At 68.3% G+C, this 16825-nt stretch carries 17 protein-coding genes; 10 read left to right on the top strand and 7 right to left on the bottom strand.

The features are described 5' to 3' along the window. Positions 1–22: 22 nt before the first annotated feature. Complete coding sequence (locus tag F3087_RS14795; protein WP_150402475.1) at positions 23–238, bottom strand: biotin/lipoyl-binding carrier protein; 216 nt, start codon at positions 236–238, stop codon at positions 23–25. Between the two features lie 139 nt (positions 239–377). Between F3087_RS14795 and F3087_RS47420 the strand changes: the two genes are divergently transcribed. Continuing rightward, positions 378–452: a 50S ribosomal protein bL37 gene (locus F3087_RS47420; protein ID WP_110293457.1), complete on the top strand. Its 75-nt coding sequence runs from the start codon at positions 378–380 to the stop codon at positions 450–452. A gap of 79 nt (positions 453–531) precedes the next feature. On the opposite strand, the gene rsrA is transcribed toward F3087_RS47420, so the two are convergent. Together rsrA and F3087_RS14780 are read right to left on the bottom strand one after the other, a co-directional pair. Continuing rightward, the gene (gene rsrA / locus F3087_RS14785; protein WP_150402474.1) at positions 532–825 is read right to left on the bottom strand and encodes a mycothiol system anti-sigma-R factor; all 294 of its coding nucleotides are present in this window, start codon (positions 823–825) and stop codon (positions 532–534) included. 73 nt (positions 826–898) lie between these two features. Then, the gene (locus F3087_RS14780) at positions 899–1654 is read right to left on the bottom strand and encodes a sigma-70 family RNA polymerase sigma factor (RefSeq protein ID WP_449583772.1); all 756 of its coding nucleotides are present in this window, start codon (positions 1652–1654) and stop codon (positions 899–901) included. 137 nt (positions 1655–1791) lie between these two features. Here F3087_RS14780 and ybaK point away from each other — a divergent pair, with 137 nt between their 5' ends. Together ybaK and F3087_RS14770 are read left to right on the top strand one after the other, a co-directional pair. After that, on the top strand, positions 1792–2283 hold the full coding sequence (ybaK, locus tag F3087_RS14775) for a Cys-tRNA(Pro) deacylase (RefSeq protein ID WP_150402472.1): 492 nt from the start codon (positions 1792–1794) through the stop codon (positions 2281–2283). A 75-nt stretch (positions 2284–2358) separates the two neighbouring features. Beyond that, positions 2359–2670 (top strand): hypothetical protein, encoded by a 312-nt coding sequence (locus F3087_RS14770; RefSeq protein ID WP_150402471.1) that lies wholly within the window; start codon positions 2359–2361, stop codon positions 2668–2670. A 23-nt stretch (positions 2671–2693) separates the two neighbouring features. On the opposite strand, the gene F3087_RS14765 is transcribed toward F3087_RS14770, so the two are convergent. After that, entirely contained in the window at positions 2694–3479 is a 786-nt protein-coding gene (locus tag F3087_RS14765; protein ID WP_150402470.1) for an SOS response-associated peptidase, read from the bottom strand. 204 nt (positions 3480–3683) lie between these two features. On the opposite strand from F3087_RS14765, the gene F3087_RS14760 reads away from it, so the two are divergent. The 3 genes from F3087_RS14760 (at position 3684) to rsgA (ending at position 7653) form a co-directional block, all read left to right on the top strand. Further along, positions 3684–5183, top strand: a complete 1500-nt coding sequence (locus F3087_RS14760) for an aldehyde dehydrogenase family protein (protein WP_150402469.1) — start codon at positions 3684–3686, stop codon at positions 5181–5183. A gap of 155 nt (positions 5184–5338) precedes the next feature. Beyond that, on the top strand, positions 5339–6640 hold the full coding sequence (aroA, locus tag F3087_RS14755) for a 3-phosphoshikimate 1-carboxyvinyltransferase (RefSeq protein ID WP_150402468.1): 1302 nt from the start codon (positions 5339–5341) through the stop codon (positions 6638–6640). Further along, the gene (gene rsgA, locus F3087_RS14750; protein ID WP_150402874.1) at positions 6637–7653 is read left to right on the top strand and encodes a ribosome small subunit-dependent GTPase A; all 1017 of its coding nucleotides are present in this window, start codon (positions 6637–6639) and stop codon (positions 7651–7653) included. Before aroA ends, rsgA begins: the two co-directional genes overlap by 4 nt. Positions 7654–7657: 4 nt before the next feature. On the opposite strand, the gene F3087_RS14745 is transcribed toward rsgA, so the two are convergent. The 3 genes from F3087_RS14745 to F3087_RS14735 all read right to left on the bottom strand — a co-directional run bounded on the left by F3087_RS14745 (position 7658) and on the right by F3087_RS14735 (position 11707). Continuing rightward, positions 7658–8080 (bottom strand): YybH family protein, encoded by a 423-nt coding sequence (locus F3087_RS14745; protein WP_150402467.1) that lies wholly within the window; start codon positions 8078–8080, stop codon positions 7658–7660. A 202-nt stretch (positions 8081–8282) separates the two neighbouring features. Continuing rightward, a complete protein-coding gene (gene secA, locus F3087_RS14740; protein WP_150402466.1) occupies positions 8283–11138 on the bottom strand; it encodes a preprotein translocase subunit SecA in 2856 nt (951 codons plus the stop codon). Between the two features lie 158 nt (positions 11139–11296). Beyond that, a complete protein-coding gene (locus tag F3087_RS14735) occupies positions 11297–11707 on the bottom strand; it encodes an Rv3235 family protein (protein WP_223885128.1) in 411 nt (136 codons plus the stop codon). A gap of 304 nt (positions 11708–12011) precedes the next feature. On the opposite strand from F3087_RS14735, the gene F3087_RS14730 reads away from it, so the two are divergent. From F3087_RS14730 to F3087_RS14715, 4 genes are all read left to right on the top strand, one after another. Further along, complete coding sequence (locus tag F3087_RS14730) at positions 12012–13433, top strand: WS/DGAT/MGAT family O-acyltransferase (RefSeq protein ID WP_150402464.1); 1422 nt, start codon at positions 12012–12014, stop codon at positions 13431–13433. Positions 13434–13443: 10 nt separating this feature from the next. Continuing rightward, a complete protein-coding gene (locus F3087_RS14725) occupies positions 13444–13983 on the top strand; it encodes a DUF6912 family protein (protein WP_150402873.1) in 540 nt (179 codons plus the stop codon). 149 nt (positions 13984–14132) lie between these two features. Next, positions 14133–15290, top strand: coding sequence for a ferredoxin reductase (locus F3087_RS14720; protein ID WP_150402463.1), 1158 nt, complete (start codon positions 14133–14135; stop codon positions 15288–15290). An 82-nt stretch (positions 15291–15372) separates the two neighbouring features. Beyond that, the gene (locus F3087_RS14715; RefSeq protein WP_150402462.1) at positions 15373–16812 is read left to right on the top strand and encodes a fatty acid desaturase; all 1440 of its coding nucleotides are present in this window, start codon (positions 15373–15375) and stop codon (positions 16810–16812) included. Positions 16813–16825: the final 13 nt, after the last annotated feature.

Here is a 16825-nt window from a genome sequence, read left to right as displayed (position 1 = left end):
GAAGATCTACCGCTATTCGCTTCTAGGAGATGACGGCAATGAGATGCCCGGCCTTGATGGCGTCGCCCTCTTTGACGCCGATGGAGGTCACGGTGCCGCCGACCTCGGCGAGCACGGGAATCTCCATCTTCATCGACTCGAGGATCACCAGGGTGTCGCCTTCTTTGACCGCGTCGCCCTCTTTGACCACGACCTGGAAGACGACCGAAACCAGCTCGGCGAGCACTTCCTCAGCCATCTGACACCCCATTCGTTCGGTTGGTACGCCGCAGCTCACTTCGGCGAGTCCGAGCCGTCGAGCCGCCCGGCCTGCATCCGCTGAAGGTATAGCCAACCACACGTGAAAGAATGGCCTTCAATCAGAAGGGAGACTACTCATGGGCAAGCGCGGACGTAAGAAGCGTAGTCGCAAGGGCAACGCGGCCAACCACGGCAAGCGGCCGAACTCCTGAGCGAAAGCTCGGCCGAAAAACGCAGAGCGGCACGCACTTCCGCAGGGAAGGCGTGCCGCTCAGTTGTTTACGGGGTGACCTAGGAGTCGGCGGAGTCGATCTTGGTCTCCACCACGGTCACCGTCCGGCGAATCTCGAAGGTCAGTCGCTCGCGCAACGCGTCGGGCGCGCGGTCGCCGCCGCATTTGCGGCTCAGCAGACCCTTGATCTTCTCCTCGATGCCGTAGGCCTCGATGCACGGCGAGCAATGATCCATATGGTGCTGCAACCGAGCACGCGTGTCGTCATTGCACTCACCATCGAGCATCAACCAGATATCGGTGAGTACTGCCGTGCAGTCGAGATCCATATCGGGGTCCCGCTCCGCGTTCATGCCTCCACCTCGCTGGCGCTCGGCTCCGCCATGACCGCGTAGGCGGCTGCGCTTATGCGCTCGCTGCGCTCGCTCACTGCTTGACCTCCTGGCGTTCCCCCGAACGATTGAAACCACGTTCGCGCGCCACATCGGCGAGCAAACCCTTGAGCTGCTTGCGTCCGCGGTGCAGCCGGGACATCACGGTACCGATGGGGGTACCCATGATGTCGGCGATTTCCTTATATGGGAAGCCTTCGACGTCGGCGTAATACACGGCCATCCGGAATTCCTCCGGAAGCTCCTGCAACGCGGCCTTGATGTCGTCGTCGGGGAGCGCGTCGAGCGCCTCCACCTCGGCCGAACGCAGACCCTGCGAGGTGTGCTCGGCGGTTGCCGCGAGCTGCCAGTCGGTGATCTCATCGGTCGGGTACTGCGCGGGCTGACGCTGCTTCTTGCGGTAGGAGTTGATATAGGTGTTGGTCAAGATCCGGTAGAGCCAGGCGCGCAGGTTCGTGCCCTCTTTGAAGGACTTGAACCCCTGGAACGCCTTGACGTAGGTCTCCTGCACCAGGTCCTCGGCGTCGGCCGGGTTCCTGGTCATCCGCAGCGCGGCACCGTAGAGCTGGTCGAGCAGCGGGAGCGCGTCACGCTCGAACCGCTGGGCCAGCTCGGTTTCGTCGACCGCGGCACCGACTCCGTCGGTCACCACGTGATCGTCGCTCGTCACACCTGTCCCTTCGATCGCCGTACCTGCCAAATCTACCGGTACTGGCAATTCGAATGAGAATCCGGCTTCCGTCGGTGACGCCTTCGTCCAGATCGGACGTTCGTCGAGCAGTACTGGCACCGACATCTCCTTCACGTCATTTACTGGGCTGATCAGTGGCGACGGCCGGGAAGGCGGTCCCGTCCGTGCGCTGTGTATTCGCTTCCAACATGCGGGACACGTCCTGTGTTCCCGAGGCCATCGTTAAGGTCTTCGCCATGGCAGGAGCCTCGACACCGGCGATCCGGACGCTCACCCAGGCGAAGGTGGCCCATCGGGTGCACGCCTACACCCACGATCCGCGCGCCGATTCCTACGGCACCGAGGCGGTGGACGCGCTGGCCGGCGAGCTGGGCGTGACCGCGGCACAGATCTTCAAGACGCTGGTGCTCGAACTGTCCACCGGATCGCTCGCCGTCGCGGTGCTGCCGGTGCCGAATACGTTGTCGCTCAAGGCCGCGGCGGCCGCGCTCGGCGTGTCGAAGGCGAGCATGGCGGACAAGGCGAAGGCCGAACGGACGACCGGCTACGTGCTCGGCGGCATCTCCCCGCTCGGCCAGCGCAAGCTGCTGCCGACCGTGGTGGACGACTCCGCGCTGACCTGGGACCGCATGCTGTGCAGCGCCGGGCGGCGCGGGCTGGAGATCGAGGTCGCGCCCGCCGACCTGATCCGGCTGACCGCGGCGGTGACCGCCACAGTGAGGACCTGACAATCCACTTGATTCGGGACAATCTGTGCGTCAATGGACGGGCCAGATTCGTCCGACTCGAGGATGTGATGCGAAATGCCCGCGCACCAGCGTGTACGCACCGTGATCGTCGCCCTGCTCGGAACCTTCGCCGTGGCCCTCGGCACGGTCGCCCTATCCGCCCCGGCGGCGGTGGCCGCGCCGATCGTGACCCAGGTCGACTTCCCGTTCGACGGCCTGGGCACCGACGACGCCCCGAGCACCCCGAGTGCGCCGAAGGCGGACGACAAGGGGAAGAAGGCCGAGAATCTCGGCGGGGCCGTCACCAACAAGGTCATCGACCTGGTCACGGGCATCGTCAAGTGCGGGCTGAACATCGCCAGCCCGGCGGTGAAGTGCTCGCTCTGATCTAGTGCCGCGGAGCCGGGCGATCAGAGCAGACTGATCTGCCCGGCTTCCTCGTCTTCGGACACCTGGTCGAGCAGTTCCGGCCCGTTGTTCTTCACGCTGTTGACCAGCGACGGCACCGGCCGCGCCACGATCCCCGCGATGGCCGCCTCGCTCGGCGTCTCCAGCAGTTCCGCGGGCGCCGGGTGGTCCGGGTCCAACCAGGCGTCCCAGTGCTCCTGCGGCATCGGCAGCGGCATCCGATCGTGGATGCGGGTCAGGTCGCCGACCGCGTCGGTGGTCAGGATCGTGCAGGACAGCAGCGGTTCGCTCGTTTCCAGCGACTTGTCCCGCCACACCGACCACAGGCCGGCCATGTACAGCCGGGAGCCGTCGGCCTGCGCCATGAAGAACGGCTTCTTCACCGCCTTGCCCTTGGCGTCCGGGTCCGGCTCGACCACCCACTCGTACCAGCCGTCCATCGGGATCAGGCAACGCCGGTACTTCACCGCGTCGCGGAACGACGGGGTGGTGGCGGCCTTGTCGGCGCGCGCGTTGAACAGCGGTTTGCCCTTGACCGGAACGCCCGGTTCGGCGGCCTTGGTCCACAGCGGGATCAGGCCCCAGCGCATCCGGCGCAGGCGCAGCCTGGGGTCGTCGTCCTTGTGACCGTGCTCGTGCCGCTCCACCACGGTCAGGATCTGGGTGGTCGGCGCGACGTTGTAGTTGGTGAAAGTGCCCGCGCCCGCGGTGCTTTCGGTTTCATCGAGCGCGTCCAGTTCGGCCGCCAGCCGACCCGGATCTGTCGTGGTCGCATATCGTCCGCACATATCTCGATACTTCCACCTGCCACCGACATTCTCATGGACAATTGATCCATAGCTGGTGACCAGTTGAGAGTTTTGACCTACCATTCTCTCAGAGGATGGGTGGTCTGTGCCCGTCCGCTGACGCATGCGCACCGACCGGCCACCGCCAGGAGTATCCGGGATCGACGTCGTCCCGAGCCCCATCGGCAAGAGGAGAAACTCACCGTGACATCCACCGACACCAAACCGGACACGACGCTCACGTCGGTCGATCCCGCCACGGGCGAGGTGATCGGCACCCATCCGATCGCGGACGACGCGGCCGTGCTCGCGGCGGTGGCGAAGGCCCGCACGGCCGCCGCCACCTGGGGCGCGTTGAGCTACGACGAGCGCAAGACGCACTTGTTGCGCTGGTCGAGCCAGTTGGTCAAGGATTCCGACGAGTTCTGCAAGCTGATCCACGCCGAGAACGGCAAACCGCTCGACGACGCCTTCCTGGAGCTGATGCTCGCGCTCGAGCACATCGCCTGGGCGGCCAAGAACGCCAAGAAGGTGCTCGCGCCCAAGAAGGTCTCCCCCGGCGCGTTCATGTCCAACTTCGCCGCCCGGGTCGAACAGCGCCCGCTCGGCGTGGTCGGCGTGATCGGCCCGTGGAACTACCCGGTCTACACCCCGAACGGCTCCATCGGCTACGCGCTCGCCGCGGGCAACACCGTCGTGTTCAAGCCCAGTGAGTTCTCCACCAGCATCGGCAATTTCCTCGCCGACGCGTTCGCCAAGGCCAACCCGGAACTGCCCGAGGGCGTGTTCATCACCGTCAACGGTTACGGCGCGACCGGCGCCGCGCTGGTCAAGGCGGGCGTCGACAAGCTCGCGTTCACCGGCTCCACCGCGACCGGCAAGCGGATCATGGCCGCCGCCGCCGAGAACCTCACCCCGGTGCTGCTCGAATGCGGCGGCAAGGACGCGGTGATCGTCGCGGGTGACGCGGATGTGAAGGCCGCCGCCGACGCGGTCGCCTGGGGCGCCACCGCGAACAGCGGCCAGACCTGCGCGGGCGTCGAGCGGGTGTACGTCGACCGGTCGGTGCGCGACGAGTTCGTCGCCGAGGTGAAGAAGATCCTGGAGAAGGTCGGACCCGGCTCGGGCGCCGAGGCCGCCTACGGCCCGATGACCATGCCCAGCCAGGTCGACATCGTGCGCCGGCACATCGAGTCCGCGCTGAAGAACGGCGGCACCGCCGTGCTCGGCGGCCCGGAATCGGTGAAGGCGCCGTTCATCGAGCCGGTCGTGCTGGTCGACGTGGACGAGAAGTCCGAGGCGGTGCAGGAGGAGACCTTCGGCCCGACCGTCACCATCCGCACCGTCGACGGCGTGGACGAGGCGGTCGAGCTGGCCAACAGCTCCAAGTACGGCCTGTCCTCGGCGGTGTACTCGAAGAAGAACGGCCTGGAGATCGCGCGCCGGCTGCACGTCGGGGCCACCTCGGTGAACTCGGTGCTCGCCTTCGCCGCCATCCCCGGCCTGCCGTTCGGCGGCGTCGGCGATTCCGGCATCGGCCGCATCCACGGCGAGCCGGGGCTGCGCGAATTCGCCCGCCCGCACTCGATCGCGGTGCAGCGCTTCGCGATTCCCGGCATGGCCCTGCTCAGCTACTCGCGCACCCAGTCCACGATGAAGCTACTGCGCAAGCTGGTTCCGTTCATCCACGGGCGGCACAAGTAAGCGGGAAATTCGTTGCGCCCCACAGATCTCCTCGCCGTCGCACCGTAGGCACCGCCACGATGCATCGGCGGCTGGATCTGTGGGGCGGCCGCGTTCGGGCGAATTGCGTTGCATTCGGGCGACCGCCCGTGTGTCCGGTTGGGCGATGGGTGAAGATGGAACACGTGAGTTTCTGGCCAGCGCCCTATGTCGATGTCCCCGTGCACGCGACCGTGACCCTGCCTGGATCGAAGTCGATCACGAACCGGGCATTGATCTTGGCCGCACTGGCCGACGGTCCGTCGACGCTGTCCGGCGCGTTGCGCAGTCGCGATACCAACCTGATGATCGCGGCACTGCGCGCGCTCGGCACGAGCATCGAAGGCGATGCCGACACACTGACCGTCACCCCGGCCCCGCTACAGGGCGGCACGGTCGACTGCGGGCTCGCGGGCACCGTGATGCGCTTCCTGCCGTCGGTGGCCGCGCTGGCCGACGGCGAGGTGGCCTTCGACGGTGACGCGCAGGCCAGGGTTCGCCCGCTCAGCACCATCTTGGACGCGCTGCGCACCCTCGGCGCCGACATCGACGGCGACGCGCTGCCGTTCACCGTGCACGGCAAGGGCGCGCTGCGCGGCGGCACGGTGACCATCGACGCCTCCGGTTCCTCGCAGTTCGTCTCCGGCCTGCTGCTCTCGGCCGCCCGGTTCGACGAGGGCCTGGTCGTGCATCACGACGGCAAGGCGCTGCCCTCGATGCCGCACATCGAGATGACCGTGGAGATGCTGCGCCGGGCCGACGTGCAGGTGCAGGCGCCCGAGCACAGCCGGTTGGCGCAGACCTGGCAGGTCGCGCCCGGCCCGATCCGCGCGGTGGACTGGGACGTCGAGCCGGACCTGTCCAACGCGACGCCGTTCCTGGCCGCCGCGGCGGTCACCGGCGGCGAGGTCAAGATCCCGCACTGGCCGCGGCTGACCACCCAGCCCGGCGACGTGATCCGGGAGATCCTGGTCCGGATGGGCGCCGAGGCGCGGGTCTTCGACGGCGTGCTGACCGTGCACGGCCCCGATCGCCTGGCCGGCATCGATATCGACCTGCACGACGTCGGCGAGCTGACCCCGACCGTCGCGGCCCTGGCCGCCCTCGCCGACTCCCCGTCGCACCTGCGCGGCATCGCGCACCTGCGCGGGCACGAGACCGACCGGCTGGCCGCGCTGTCCACCGAGATCAACCGGCTCGGCGGCAAGGTCACCGAGACCGAGGACGGCCTGGAGATCGAGCCCGCCGAATTGCACGGTGGCCGTTGGCATTCCTACGCCGACCACCGAATGGCAACGGCCGGAGCGATTCTCGGCCTGCGGGTGCCGGGCATCGAGATCGAGGACATCGGCACCACGGCCAAGACGCTGCCGAATTTCGTTGCGCTGTGGGAGCGGATGCTCGATCCGACGCTCTCCGATCAAGGGGCGGCGCACTGAGGAAGCGCGAGTACGACGAATCCGACGTCCGGGTACGCCCGGGCAAGAGTTCGCGTCCGCGCACGAAAACCCGTCCGCAGCACAGTGATGCGGAATCCGCCATGGTGGTCTCGGTGGACCGCGGCCGCTGGGGCTGCGTGCTCGGCGACGACCCGGACCGGCACATCGTCGCCATGCGCGCCAGAGAGCTCGGCCGCACCCCGATCGTGGTCGGCGATCAGGTGGACGTGGTCGGCGACCTGTCCGGCAGGCCCGACTCGCTGGCCCGCATCGTGCGGGTCACCGAACGCCGAACGGTGTTGCGGCGCACCGCCGATGACACCGATCCGTTCGAGCGGATCGTGGTCGGCAATGCCGAGCAGCTGTTCATGGTGGTCGCGCTCGCCGACCCGCCGCCGCGCACCGGATTCGTCGAGCGGTGCATGGTCGCCGCGTACGCCGGCGGGCTGCATCCGGTGCTGTGCCTGACCAAGCACGATCTGGACGCCGGATCCGAATTCGCTTCCGCCTTCGAGGATCTCGACCTCACCATCGTCTACGGCGGCGTCGACGATCCGCTCGAACCGGTGCTCGAATTGCTCACCGGCCGGCTCACCGCGTTCATCGGCCACTCCGGCGTCGGCAAGTCGACGTTGGTGAATCGCCTTGTGCCGGACGCATATCGAGCCGTCGGCGAGGTTTCCGGGGTCGGCAAGGGCAAGCACACCTCCACCCAATCGGTGGCGCTACCACTGCCCGGCGGCGGGTGGGTCATCGATACGCCGGGCATCCGTTCCTTCGGCCTGGCCCACATCACCCCCGACGACGTGGTCGCCGCGTTCAGCGACCTCGCCGCCGCCATCGAGGACTGCCCGCGCGGCTGCACCCATCTCGGCCCGCCCGCCGACCCGGAGTGCGCCCTGGACAAACTGCCGGGCAAGGAACGCCGAGTGGCCGCCATTCGCCTGCTGCTCACCGCGCTCAACGCCAACGAGCACTGGCAGAACAACAGCGGCCCCCGGCCCGTCGACTAGTCGATCACGGCTGGGGACTTTCCCCACTGGCGCTCAGTGCCGCGGTGGATCGGTCCTGCCCGTCGGGCTGACCGGGAGTGAACGGCCACTCCTCGAACCAGGTGCAGCGGCCGTCGTCGTCGAAGCGCAGCACCCATAGGTCGCGCCAGCGCGCGGGTTGGTCCGGGTATTCGACCTCCGCCCGGACGACGGCGGTAAGCCCGTCCACCGCAACGACTTCGGGCTCGATGGTGAACGACTCGTCCGGGCTGTCGCGTCCGGTCTCCCAGAACTTCGCCAGCGCCGGTAACCCCGTGAGCGGTTCCGCCCAGGGCGAGACCTGATATCCGATTCCGGGGGCGAAGAGGTCGCCTAGCTTGTCGGTGCCCGGCGCTCGCCAGGCCCGCTCGTATTCGCCGACCCACGCCTCAACTGTGCTGCGGTCCACGACGGGCAAAACTACGCCTGTTCGCCCACCTACGGGCCGGTTCCCGCCCAAAGACACCCCGCAGCCGCACCACTTCTGATTTCCCGCACCGAATTTTGCCTGCGATTTTCGGTGCGGGAAATCAAGAGTGGTGCGGCTGATCGGGGCCGGAACGCGACAGCGCCCGAGGACCGGAGTCCTCGGGCGCTGTTACGGCGAACTGTCAGTGCCTGCGACGCGGCTTCGGCGCGCGCTTCGGCTTTTCCTGCGCGCGGGCGGCCTCGCGGCGCTCGCGGCGGGTGGTGCCGTCGCCGTACTCCTCGGCGTCGCTGTGCACCTCACGATGCCCGCCCTCGTCCGGACCCGAGTAGCTCAGGCCACGCCGGGCGGAGTCGTCGATTCCCTTGGCGCGCAACGCCGCCGGGGCGGCGCCGCTGCCGTTGGGCAGGGGCGCCTCGTCGGTGGGCAGCGGGCGCGGCGCGGCCATCGCACCGACCGGCGAACGCAGGCCCTGATCGACCGAGACGCCCTCGGGCTGCGGCTGCTGCACCTCGACCTGGAGGTTGAACAGGAAGCCGACCGACTCCTCCTTCAGGCCCTCGAGCATCGCCGAGAACATGTCGAAGCCCTCACGCTGGTACTCGACCAGCGGGTCGCGCTGCGCCATCGCCCGCAGGCCGATGCCCTCCTTGAGATAGTCCATCTCGTAGAGGTGCTCGCGCCACTTGCGGTCCAGCACCGAAAGCAGCACCTGGCGTTCGAGATTGCGCATGCTGCCCTCGCCGGCCAGCCCGTCGATCTCGGCCTCGCGCCGCTCGTAGGCCTCGTGCGCGTCGTCCAGCAGCGCCTCGAGCAGCTCGTCGCGGCTCAGGTCGCCGGCCTCGCCGACCGCGGTCTCGCCGGTCAGATCCTTGTAGCTGACCTTCACCGGGTACAGCGTCTTGAGCGCCGTCCACAGCTTGTCCAGATCCCAGTCCTCGACGTAGCCCTCGGCGGTCGCGCCGTTGACGTAGGCGGTGACCACGTCCGTGATCATGCTCTGGACCTGGCCCTCCATGTCCTCGCCGCGCAGGATCCGGTTGCGCTCGCCGTAGATGATGGTGCGCTGCTGGTTCATCACCTCGTCGTACTTGAGCACGTTCTTGCGGATCTCGAAGTTCTGCTGCTCGACCTGGGTCTGCGCGCTCTTGATCGCCTTGGAGACCATCTTGGCCTCGATCGGCACATCGTCGGGCAGGTTGAGCCGGGTCATGATCGCCTCGAGCGCGGCGCCGTTGAATCGGCGCATCAGCTCGTCGCCCAGCGACAGGTAGAACCGCGACTCGCCGGGGTCACCCTGACGGCCGGAACGACCACGCAGCTGGTTGTCGATACGCCGCGACTCGTGCCGCTCGGTGCCGAGCACGTAGAGCCCGCCCGCGTCGCGCACGATCTCCGCGTCCGCCGAGGTCTGCGCCTTGACCTGCTCCAGCGTCGGCAGCCAGGCCTGCTGGTAGGCGTCCGGCGTCTCGACCGGGTCCAGGCCCTCGCGGCGCAGGATGAGGTCGGCGATGATGTCCGGGTTGCCGCCGAGCACGACGTCGGTACCACGACCGGCCATGTTGGTCGCCACGGTCACCGCGCCCGGCCGGCCGGCCTCGGCGATGATCTCGGCTTCCTTCTCGTGAAACTTCGCGTTCAGCACGGTGTGCGCGATGCCGCGCTTGGTGAACTGCTTGGACAGGTACTCCGAGCGCTCGACGCTGGTGGTACCGATCAGCACCGGCTGGTCACGCTGGTGCCGCTCGGTGACGTCGTCGACCACGGCCGCGAACTTGGCCTCTTCGGTCTTGTAGATCAGGTCGGACTGGTCCGCACGGACCATCGGCCGGTTCGTCGGGATCGGGACCACGCCGAGGCTGTAGATCTGGTGCAGCTCGGCCGCCTCGGTCTCGGCGGTACCGGTCATGCCGGAGAGCTTGTCGTAGAGGCGGAAGTAGTTCTGCAGGGTGATCGTGGCCAGGGTCTGGTTCTCCGGCTGGATCTCCACCCCTTCCTTGGCCTCGATCGCCTGGTGCATGCCCTCGTTGTAGCGGCGGCCGACCAGGATGCGGCCGGTGAACTCGTCGACGATGATGACCTCGCCGTCGCGGACGATGTAGTCCTTGTCGCGCGAGTACAGCTCCTTGGCCTTGATCGCGTTGTTCACGTAACTGACCAGCGGCGAGTTGGCGGCCTCGTAGAGGTTGTCGATGCCGAGCTGGTCCTCGATGAACTCGACGCCGGCCTCGTGCACGCCGATGGTGCGCTTCTTGATGTCGACCTCGTAGTGCAGGTCCTTCTTCAGCAGCGGTGCGATGCGCGCGAATTCGGCGTACCACTTGCTGGACGCGTCGGCCGGGCCGGAGATGATCAGCGGGGTGCGCGCCTCGTCGATCAGGATCGAGTCGACCTCGTCGACCACGGCGAAGTTGTGCCCGCGCTGGACCAGATCGTCGAGCGAGTGCGTCATGTTGTCGCGCAGGTAGTCGAAGCCGAACTCGTTGTTCGTGCCGTAGGTGATGTCGGCGCCGTAGGCGACCCGGCGCTGCGCGGGGGTCATGCCGCCGAGGATCGCGCCGACCTCGAGCCCGAGGAAGCGGTGCACACGGCCCATCCACTCGGAGTCGCGCTTGGCCAGGTAGTCGTTGGTGGTGACGATGTGCACGCCGTCGCCGCTGATCGCGTTGAGGTAGGCGGGCAGCACCGAGGTGAGCGTCTTGCCCTCACCGGTCTTCATCTCGGCGATGTTGCCGGTGTGCAGCGCCGCGCCGCCCATGATCTGCACCTTGTAGTGCTTCTGGTTCAGCACTCGCCAGGACGCCTCGCGCGCGACCGCGAAGGCCTCGGCCATCAGCGCGCCGAGCGGGTCCGCGTGACCGTCCTCGACCATGTCCGAGTAGCGCTCGCGGAACTCGTCGGTCTTGCCGCGCAGCTCGTCGTCGGTGAGTAGCTCGTACTCCGACTCGAGGTCGAGAACCTGATCGGCGAAGTTGGCGAGCCGCTTGACCATGCGACCTTCACCAATCCGTAGCAACCTCGTCAGTGTCAGCGCAGGCACGGGTCTCGTCAGTCCTCTGGTCGGTGTGTCATTTCGTGTCGTCGGCGCCGGGCCGAGGGGTGGACGCACGGCCGGCGTGCGGGTTCGCGCTCCGAGTGCGGAATCCGCTGCACGCCCCATGGTAATGCGGTACCCCGCCGGGTCGTCCGCCCTGGTACTCACAGTACGCGGAACGCGCTCAGCTGCCAGCCCGTGCGGTGCAGCACAACGCACGCGGCGAGCGCGAACACCCGATTCCCGCGCTGATAACTGCCATAGACTTCGGCCGTGTTCGGCCCGGTCAACTCGACCCCGAGCTTGGTCAGCAGGGCCGGGCCGAGGCCGTGGCCCGGCGGCGCGGTCCGGGCGAGCGTCTCGATCGCGGCCAGCACCGAGGGCGTCATCAGCCGGCGCAGCTGGACCACCGGCCGCCGGCCGTCCAGCACCTCCAAGACGAGGCGCAGCGAACTTTCAGCGAATCGACTTGCGGCGGAACCCGTTTCGCCATCGGTGCCGTACGATGTAAGGCGTCCGTCGTGCCGGGCGCGTCGCGGTGCCGCCCGATTGGCCGGCCCGCTATGTGCCGGCATGCGACGGCAGGGCAGCGCGGCTCGTGGCGACACCGCCTCCGCGCGCGTGCGCACCGGCCGATCGCCGTCCAGCGGCGGCTCGTTTCGCGGCGCGGGCGACAGCGATGGTCGTCGGCTGTGCATCCGGTCTCCCCCTGTGATCGAATCGAGTTCCCCGTGCTCGAGTCGAACAGCTTGCCACGACCGCCGGGACGGGTAAAGGGGAACGCCGATTTCACCGGATACGCCACAGCGGAGCAGCTGAATCCCTGTGGCGACAGCACAATAGGCGTGAGGCGGCATCGAAAAAGGAGCACCGGGCAGCGTGATCACGAGACTGACGCCGCAGGACGCGTCGTTCTATCGGCTCGAGCCGAGCACCAATCCGATCCACATCGGCTCCCTCGCGATCCTCCGGAATACCGAGCCGGGCAGCGCCGCCGCCGGCCCGGCGCTCGACTACGACCGGCTGGTCGACCTGGTCGACGCCCGGCTCTCGCTGGTTCCCCGCTATCGGCGCAAGGTGCGCGAGATCCCGTTCGCGCTGGGACGGCCGGTGTGGGTGGAGGACAGCCAGTTCGACGTCACCTATCACATCCGCCGCTCCGCGCTGCCGATGCCGGGCACCGACGAGCAACTGCACGAACTGGTGGCCAGGCTGGCCTCGCGGCCGCTGGACCAGACCCGGCCGCTGTGGGAGATGTACCTGATCGAGGGCCTGTCCGACGGCCGCTGCGCGATCTTCACCAAGACCCATTCGGCGCTGGTCGACGGGGACACCGCGCTGGAGATCGGCCACGTCATCCTGGACAACGGCCCGTCACCGCGCGAACTCGCCGACGACGCGTGGCTCGCTCCCCGCGAACCCAACGAGGCGGAACTGCTGGTCGGCGCGCTGACCCACCTGGCCGCCCAGCCGCGCGAGGCCATCGAGGTGGCGCGGCGGGCGAGCGGGCACGCGTTCGCGGTGATCGGCGCGGCGGGCCGGGCGATGGACTCGGTGGTCTCCGCGGTGCGCGCCGCGACCACCGGCGCGCCGGACAGCCCCCTGAACGCGCGCACCTCGCGCAACCGCCGCTTCGACACGGTGCGCACCGAGCTGGAGGACTACCGCAGGATCCGCAAGCGCTTCGACTGCTCGATCAACGACGTCATCCTCGCGGTGGTCACCGGCGCGCTGCGCAACTGGCTGCTCTCCCGCGGCGAGGGCCTGACCGAATCGACCACGCTGCGCGCCGTGGTGCCGATGTCGGTGTATGTCGAAGGGGCGGACGGGGACCAGCTGAAACCGGCAGGCGAGGTGTCCTCGTTCCTGATCGATCTGCCGGTCGGCGAGCCCAATCCGGTGATGCGGCTGTCGCACATCGCGCACGCCACCGAGGCCAACGGCAGGCACCAGCGCGGGGTCCGCGCGCGCACGCTGGTACATCTGGCCGGGTTCGCTCCGGCGAGCCTGCATGCCATGAGCGTGCGTGCGGCGAGTACCTTCGCAGAACACACTTTCAATCTGGTGATCACCAACGCACCGGGTCCGCAGACCCCGATGTTCATCGGCGGCGCGCGGATGCTGGAGATGTATCCGGTGTCGCCGCTGCTGCGTAATCAGGCCTCGAGCATCGGGATCACGTCCTATGACGGACGCGTTTTCTACGGACTCAACGCCGACCGCGACGCGATGGCCGACATCGGCGTGCTGGCCGCGTCGGTGCGCGATTCCATGGAGGAGATGCTCGGTGCCTGCGTCTGATCAGGAGAAAATGCGGGTCTACATCCCCGCGACGGTGCCGATGCTGCGCGAGCTCGTCACCAACCGGGAGCTGCGCCCGATCGGCGGCACCGCGTTCGCGGTGACCCCGGCGCTGCGCGAGGCGTACGCCTCCGGCGACGACGAGGAGCTGGCCGAGGTGGCGATGGGCGAGGCCGCCCGCGCCTCGCTGCGCCTGCTCGCCGCCGAACGCGACGACGCCGACGACTCGGCCGACGACGCCGAGCCGGCCGCGACCGGACGGCCGGTCTACCGGCGCGCGGTGATCGCCGCCGACGTGACCGGCGTCAAGCTGCGCCCCGACCTCGACGACGCCGTGGTCAAGCTGGCCGCGCCGATCACCTACGACCAGATCGGCTGCGTGCACGTCGACCTGGCCGAGGCCGAGCCCGAGGTGGCCAAGGCGGTCGACGTGGTGGACGCCGCCGACCTCGGCGACACCGACGCCGAGTTCGTGCTCGGCGACGCCGAGGACCACCAGCTGGCCTGGTACGCCGCGCAGGAACTGCCGTTCCTGATCGAACTGCTCTGACGTTCCCTTATCGCCCGGACGTGGTGACGGACGGTCGTTCGCCCGGGATGATAGGGGTGACGGCCACGACACGTCAGCTAACCTACGATGCCGTAACCTGGCTGTTGCGTGGGCAGCGCATCCGACGAACAGGAAGACGAACGGCAGCGATGAGCTCGAAAAATGGGGGATTCTCCGTGCGGGGCGTGCGGGAGTGGCTGGAGGCTCCGGCCGCCGCGGTCGCCGAGCGCGGCGGCAGGCTGAACGTGCTGCGCGGGGCCGTGGCCCGAGTCACCACCCCGCTGCTGCCGGACGATTATCTGCACCTGGCCAACCCGCTGTGGTCGGCCCGCGAGCTGCGCGGCCGCATCGTCGACGTGCGCAAGGAGACCGCGGACTCGGCCACCCTGGTGATCAAGCCGGGCTGGGGTTTCGACTTCAAATACGAGCCGGGCCAATACATCGGCATCGGCGTGCTGATCGACGGCCGCTGGCATTGGCGGTCCTACTCGCTGACCTGCCCGCCGAACTGGTCGGATCCGGAGGCAGGCGGCAAGCGGGTCATCTCGATCGCGGTGAAGGCGATGCCGGAGGGCTTCCTGTCCAGCCACCTGGTCAGCGGCGTCCCGGTCGGCACCGTGGTGCGGCTGGCCGCGCCGCAGGGCGGTTTCGTGCTGCCCTACCCGCCGCCGGAGAAGGTGCTGTTCCTCACCGCGGGCAGCGGCATCACCCCGGTGCTGGCGATGCTGCGCTCGATGGACCGGCGCGACATGGTCACCGATGTGCAGCACCTGCATTCCGCGCGCACCGCCGAGGACGTCATGTTCGGCGCCGAGCTGCGCGACCTGCACGACCGGCACCCGAGTTTCACCTCGCACCTGAACCTCACCGGCGAGCACGGCAAGTTCGCGCTGGCCGGGCTGGACGAGAAGTTCCCCGATTGGCGCGAGCGCCAGACCTGGGCCTGCGGCCCGGCCGCGATGCTGGACGAGATCGAGCATCACTGGCGCGACGCGGGCATCGCGGACCGGCTGCACATCGAGCGGTTCGAGATCGAGCGCGGCGCGGTCGGCGAGGGCGGCACGGTCATCTTCGGCAAGACCGGCCGCACGGCCGAGATCGACGGCGCGACCAGCCTGCTCGAGGCGGGCGAGGCGGCCGGCGTGCAGATGCCGTTCGGCTGCCGCATGGGCATCTGCCAGACCTGTGTCGTGACACTGAGTTCCGGGCACGTGCGCGATCTGCGCAACGGTGACGAGCATCGCGAAGGCGACAAGGTGCAGACCTGCATCTCCGCCGCGGCAGGCGACTGCACCCTGGACGTCTGAGCGAGCGCCGGGCCTCGGCCCGGAACGCCGCCGACGTTCTTTGGGTACCCTCAAATCAAATTGAGCAGCGAAAGGACACCCGGTGGCAATCACCGATATTCAGGCGTTCGCCCACCTGACTGCGGCAGACATCGAAACACTGGGGCAGGAGCTCGATTCGATCCGGCGCTCGGTGGAGCAGTCACGCGGCGAACGTGACGCGAAATACATCCGGCGCACCATCGCCGCGCAGCGCGCGCTCGAGGTCGCCGGTCGCGCGGTGCTGTTCGGCAGCCGCAACCGGTGGGCCTGGCTCACCGGCACGGCCTTGCTCTCGGTCGCCAAGATCGTCGAGAACATGGAGCTCGGGCACAACATCAGCCACGGGCAGTGGGACTGGATGAACGACCCGGAGATCCACTCCAGCAGCTGGGAGTGGGATCAGACCGGACCCTCGTCGCAGTGGCGGCGTGCGCACAACTACTCCCATCACACCTATACCAACGTGCTCGGCAAGGACGAGGACCTCGGCTTCGGCATCCTGCGGATGACCCGCGACGAGACCTGGCGCCCGATCCACCTGGTGCAGCCGCTGGCCAACCTGGTGCTGGCCGCGACCTTCGAGTGGGGCATCGCGCTGCACGACTGGAGCATCGAGAAGGAACTGTCCGGCACGCCGCCGCGCGAGCTGATGTCCGAGCCGAACCGCGAGTTCGGCCGCAAGATCGCCCGTCAGGTGGCCAAGGACTTCCTGTTCTACCCGGCGCTCACCGGCCCGGCGTTCATGTCCACGCTGAAGGCGAACGCGACGGCCAACCTGGTCCGCAACCTGTGGGCCTACGCGGTGATCTTCTGCGGCCACTTCCCGGACGGCGCCGAGAAGTTCACCATCGAGCAGCTCGAGGGCGAGACCAGCGGCGAGTGGTACCTGCGGCAGATGCTCGGCAGTGCCAACTTCAAGGCCGGGCCCGCGATGGCGTTCATGAGCGGCAACCTCTGCTACCAGATCGAGCACCACCTGTTCCCCGACCTGCCGAGCAATCGGTACTCGGAGATCGCCGTGCGGGTGCGCGAACTGTGCGACAAGTACGACCTGCCCTACACCACCGGCTCGCTCGGCAAGCAGTACCTGCTCGCCTTCCGCACCATCCACAAGCTCGCGCTGCCGGACCGCTTCCTCAAGGCCACCGCGGACAACGCGCCGGAGACCTCCTCGGAACGCAAGTTCGCCGGCATCACCCTGCCGTCGCTGCCGAGTTCGGACACCGCGAGCTGGCTCGGCGTCGACCCGGAGACCGGGCAGCGGCGCGGGCTGCGCTCGGCGATGCGCGAGGCCAAGGTGGTGCTCAAGGAGAAGGCGCGGCAGGAGAAGGAAATGCTGCGCGAGGCCAAGCGCGCGCTGCGCGAGAAGGCCGAGCACGAGAAGGAAGCGCTGCGCGAGGCCACCGTGGCGTTGCAGGAGCGGGCGCGCACCGAGCAGGCTTCGTTGCGGCGCAAGGCCGTTCGGCAGCGGGCGTCGTTCCGTACTCGCCGCCGTCGTTGAGCGGGAAAGCCGG

This window comes from Nocardia colli (assembly GCF_008704205.1).
GTDB lineage: Bacteria > Actinomycetota > Actinomycetes > Mycobacteriales > Mycobacteriaceae > Nocardia > Nocardia colli.
This window is presented reverse-complemented; position numbering and strand designations above follow the sequence as displayed.

Bases quoted from the DNA above. Each gene is read 5' to 3' on its own strand.
- F3087_RS14795 (WP_150402475.1), bottom strand. From the start codon at position 238: ATGGCTGAGGAAGTGCTCGCCGAGCTGGTTTCGGTCGTCTTCCAGGTC.
- rsrA (WP_150402474.1), bottom strand. From the start codon at position 825: ATGAACGCGGAGCGGGACCCCGATATGGATCTCGACTGCACGGCAGTA.
- ybaK (WP_150402472.1), top strand. From the start codon at position 1,792: ATGGCAGGAGCCTCGACACCGGCGATCCGGACGCTCACCCAGGCGAAG.
- F3087_RS14770 (WP_150402471.1), top strand. From the start codon at position 2,359: ATGCCCGCGCACCAGCGTGTACGCACCGTGATCGTCGCCCTGCTCGGA.
- F3087_RS14765 (WP_150402470.1), bottom strand. From the start codon at position 3,479: ATGTGCGGACGATATGCGACCACGACAGATCCGGGTCGGCTGGCGGCC.
- aroA (WP_150402468.1), top strand. From the start codon at position 5,339: ATGGAACACGTGAGTTTCTGGCCAGCGCCCTATGTCGATGTCCCCGTG.
- F3087_RS14735 (WP_223885128.1), bottom strand. From the start codon at position 11,707: ATGCCGGCACATAGCGGGCCGGCCAATCGGGCGGCACCGCGACGCGCC.
- F3087_RS14725 (WP_150402873.1), top strand. From the start codon at position 13,444: ATGCGGGTCTACATCCCCGCGACGGTGCCGATGCTGCGCGAGCTCGTC.
- F3087_RS14720 (WP_150402463.1), top strand. From the start codon at position 14,133: ATGAGCTCGAAAAATGGGGGATTCTCCGTGCGGGGCGTGCGGGAGTGG.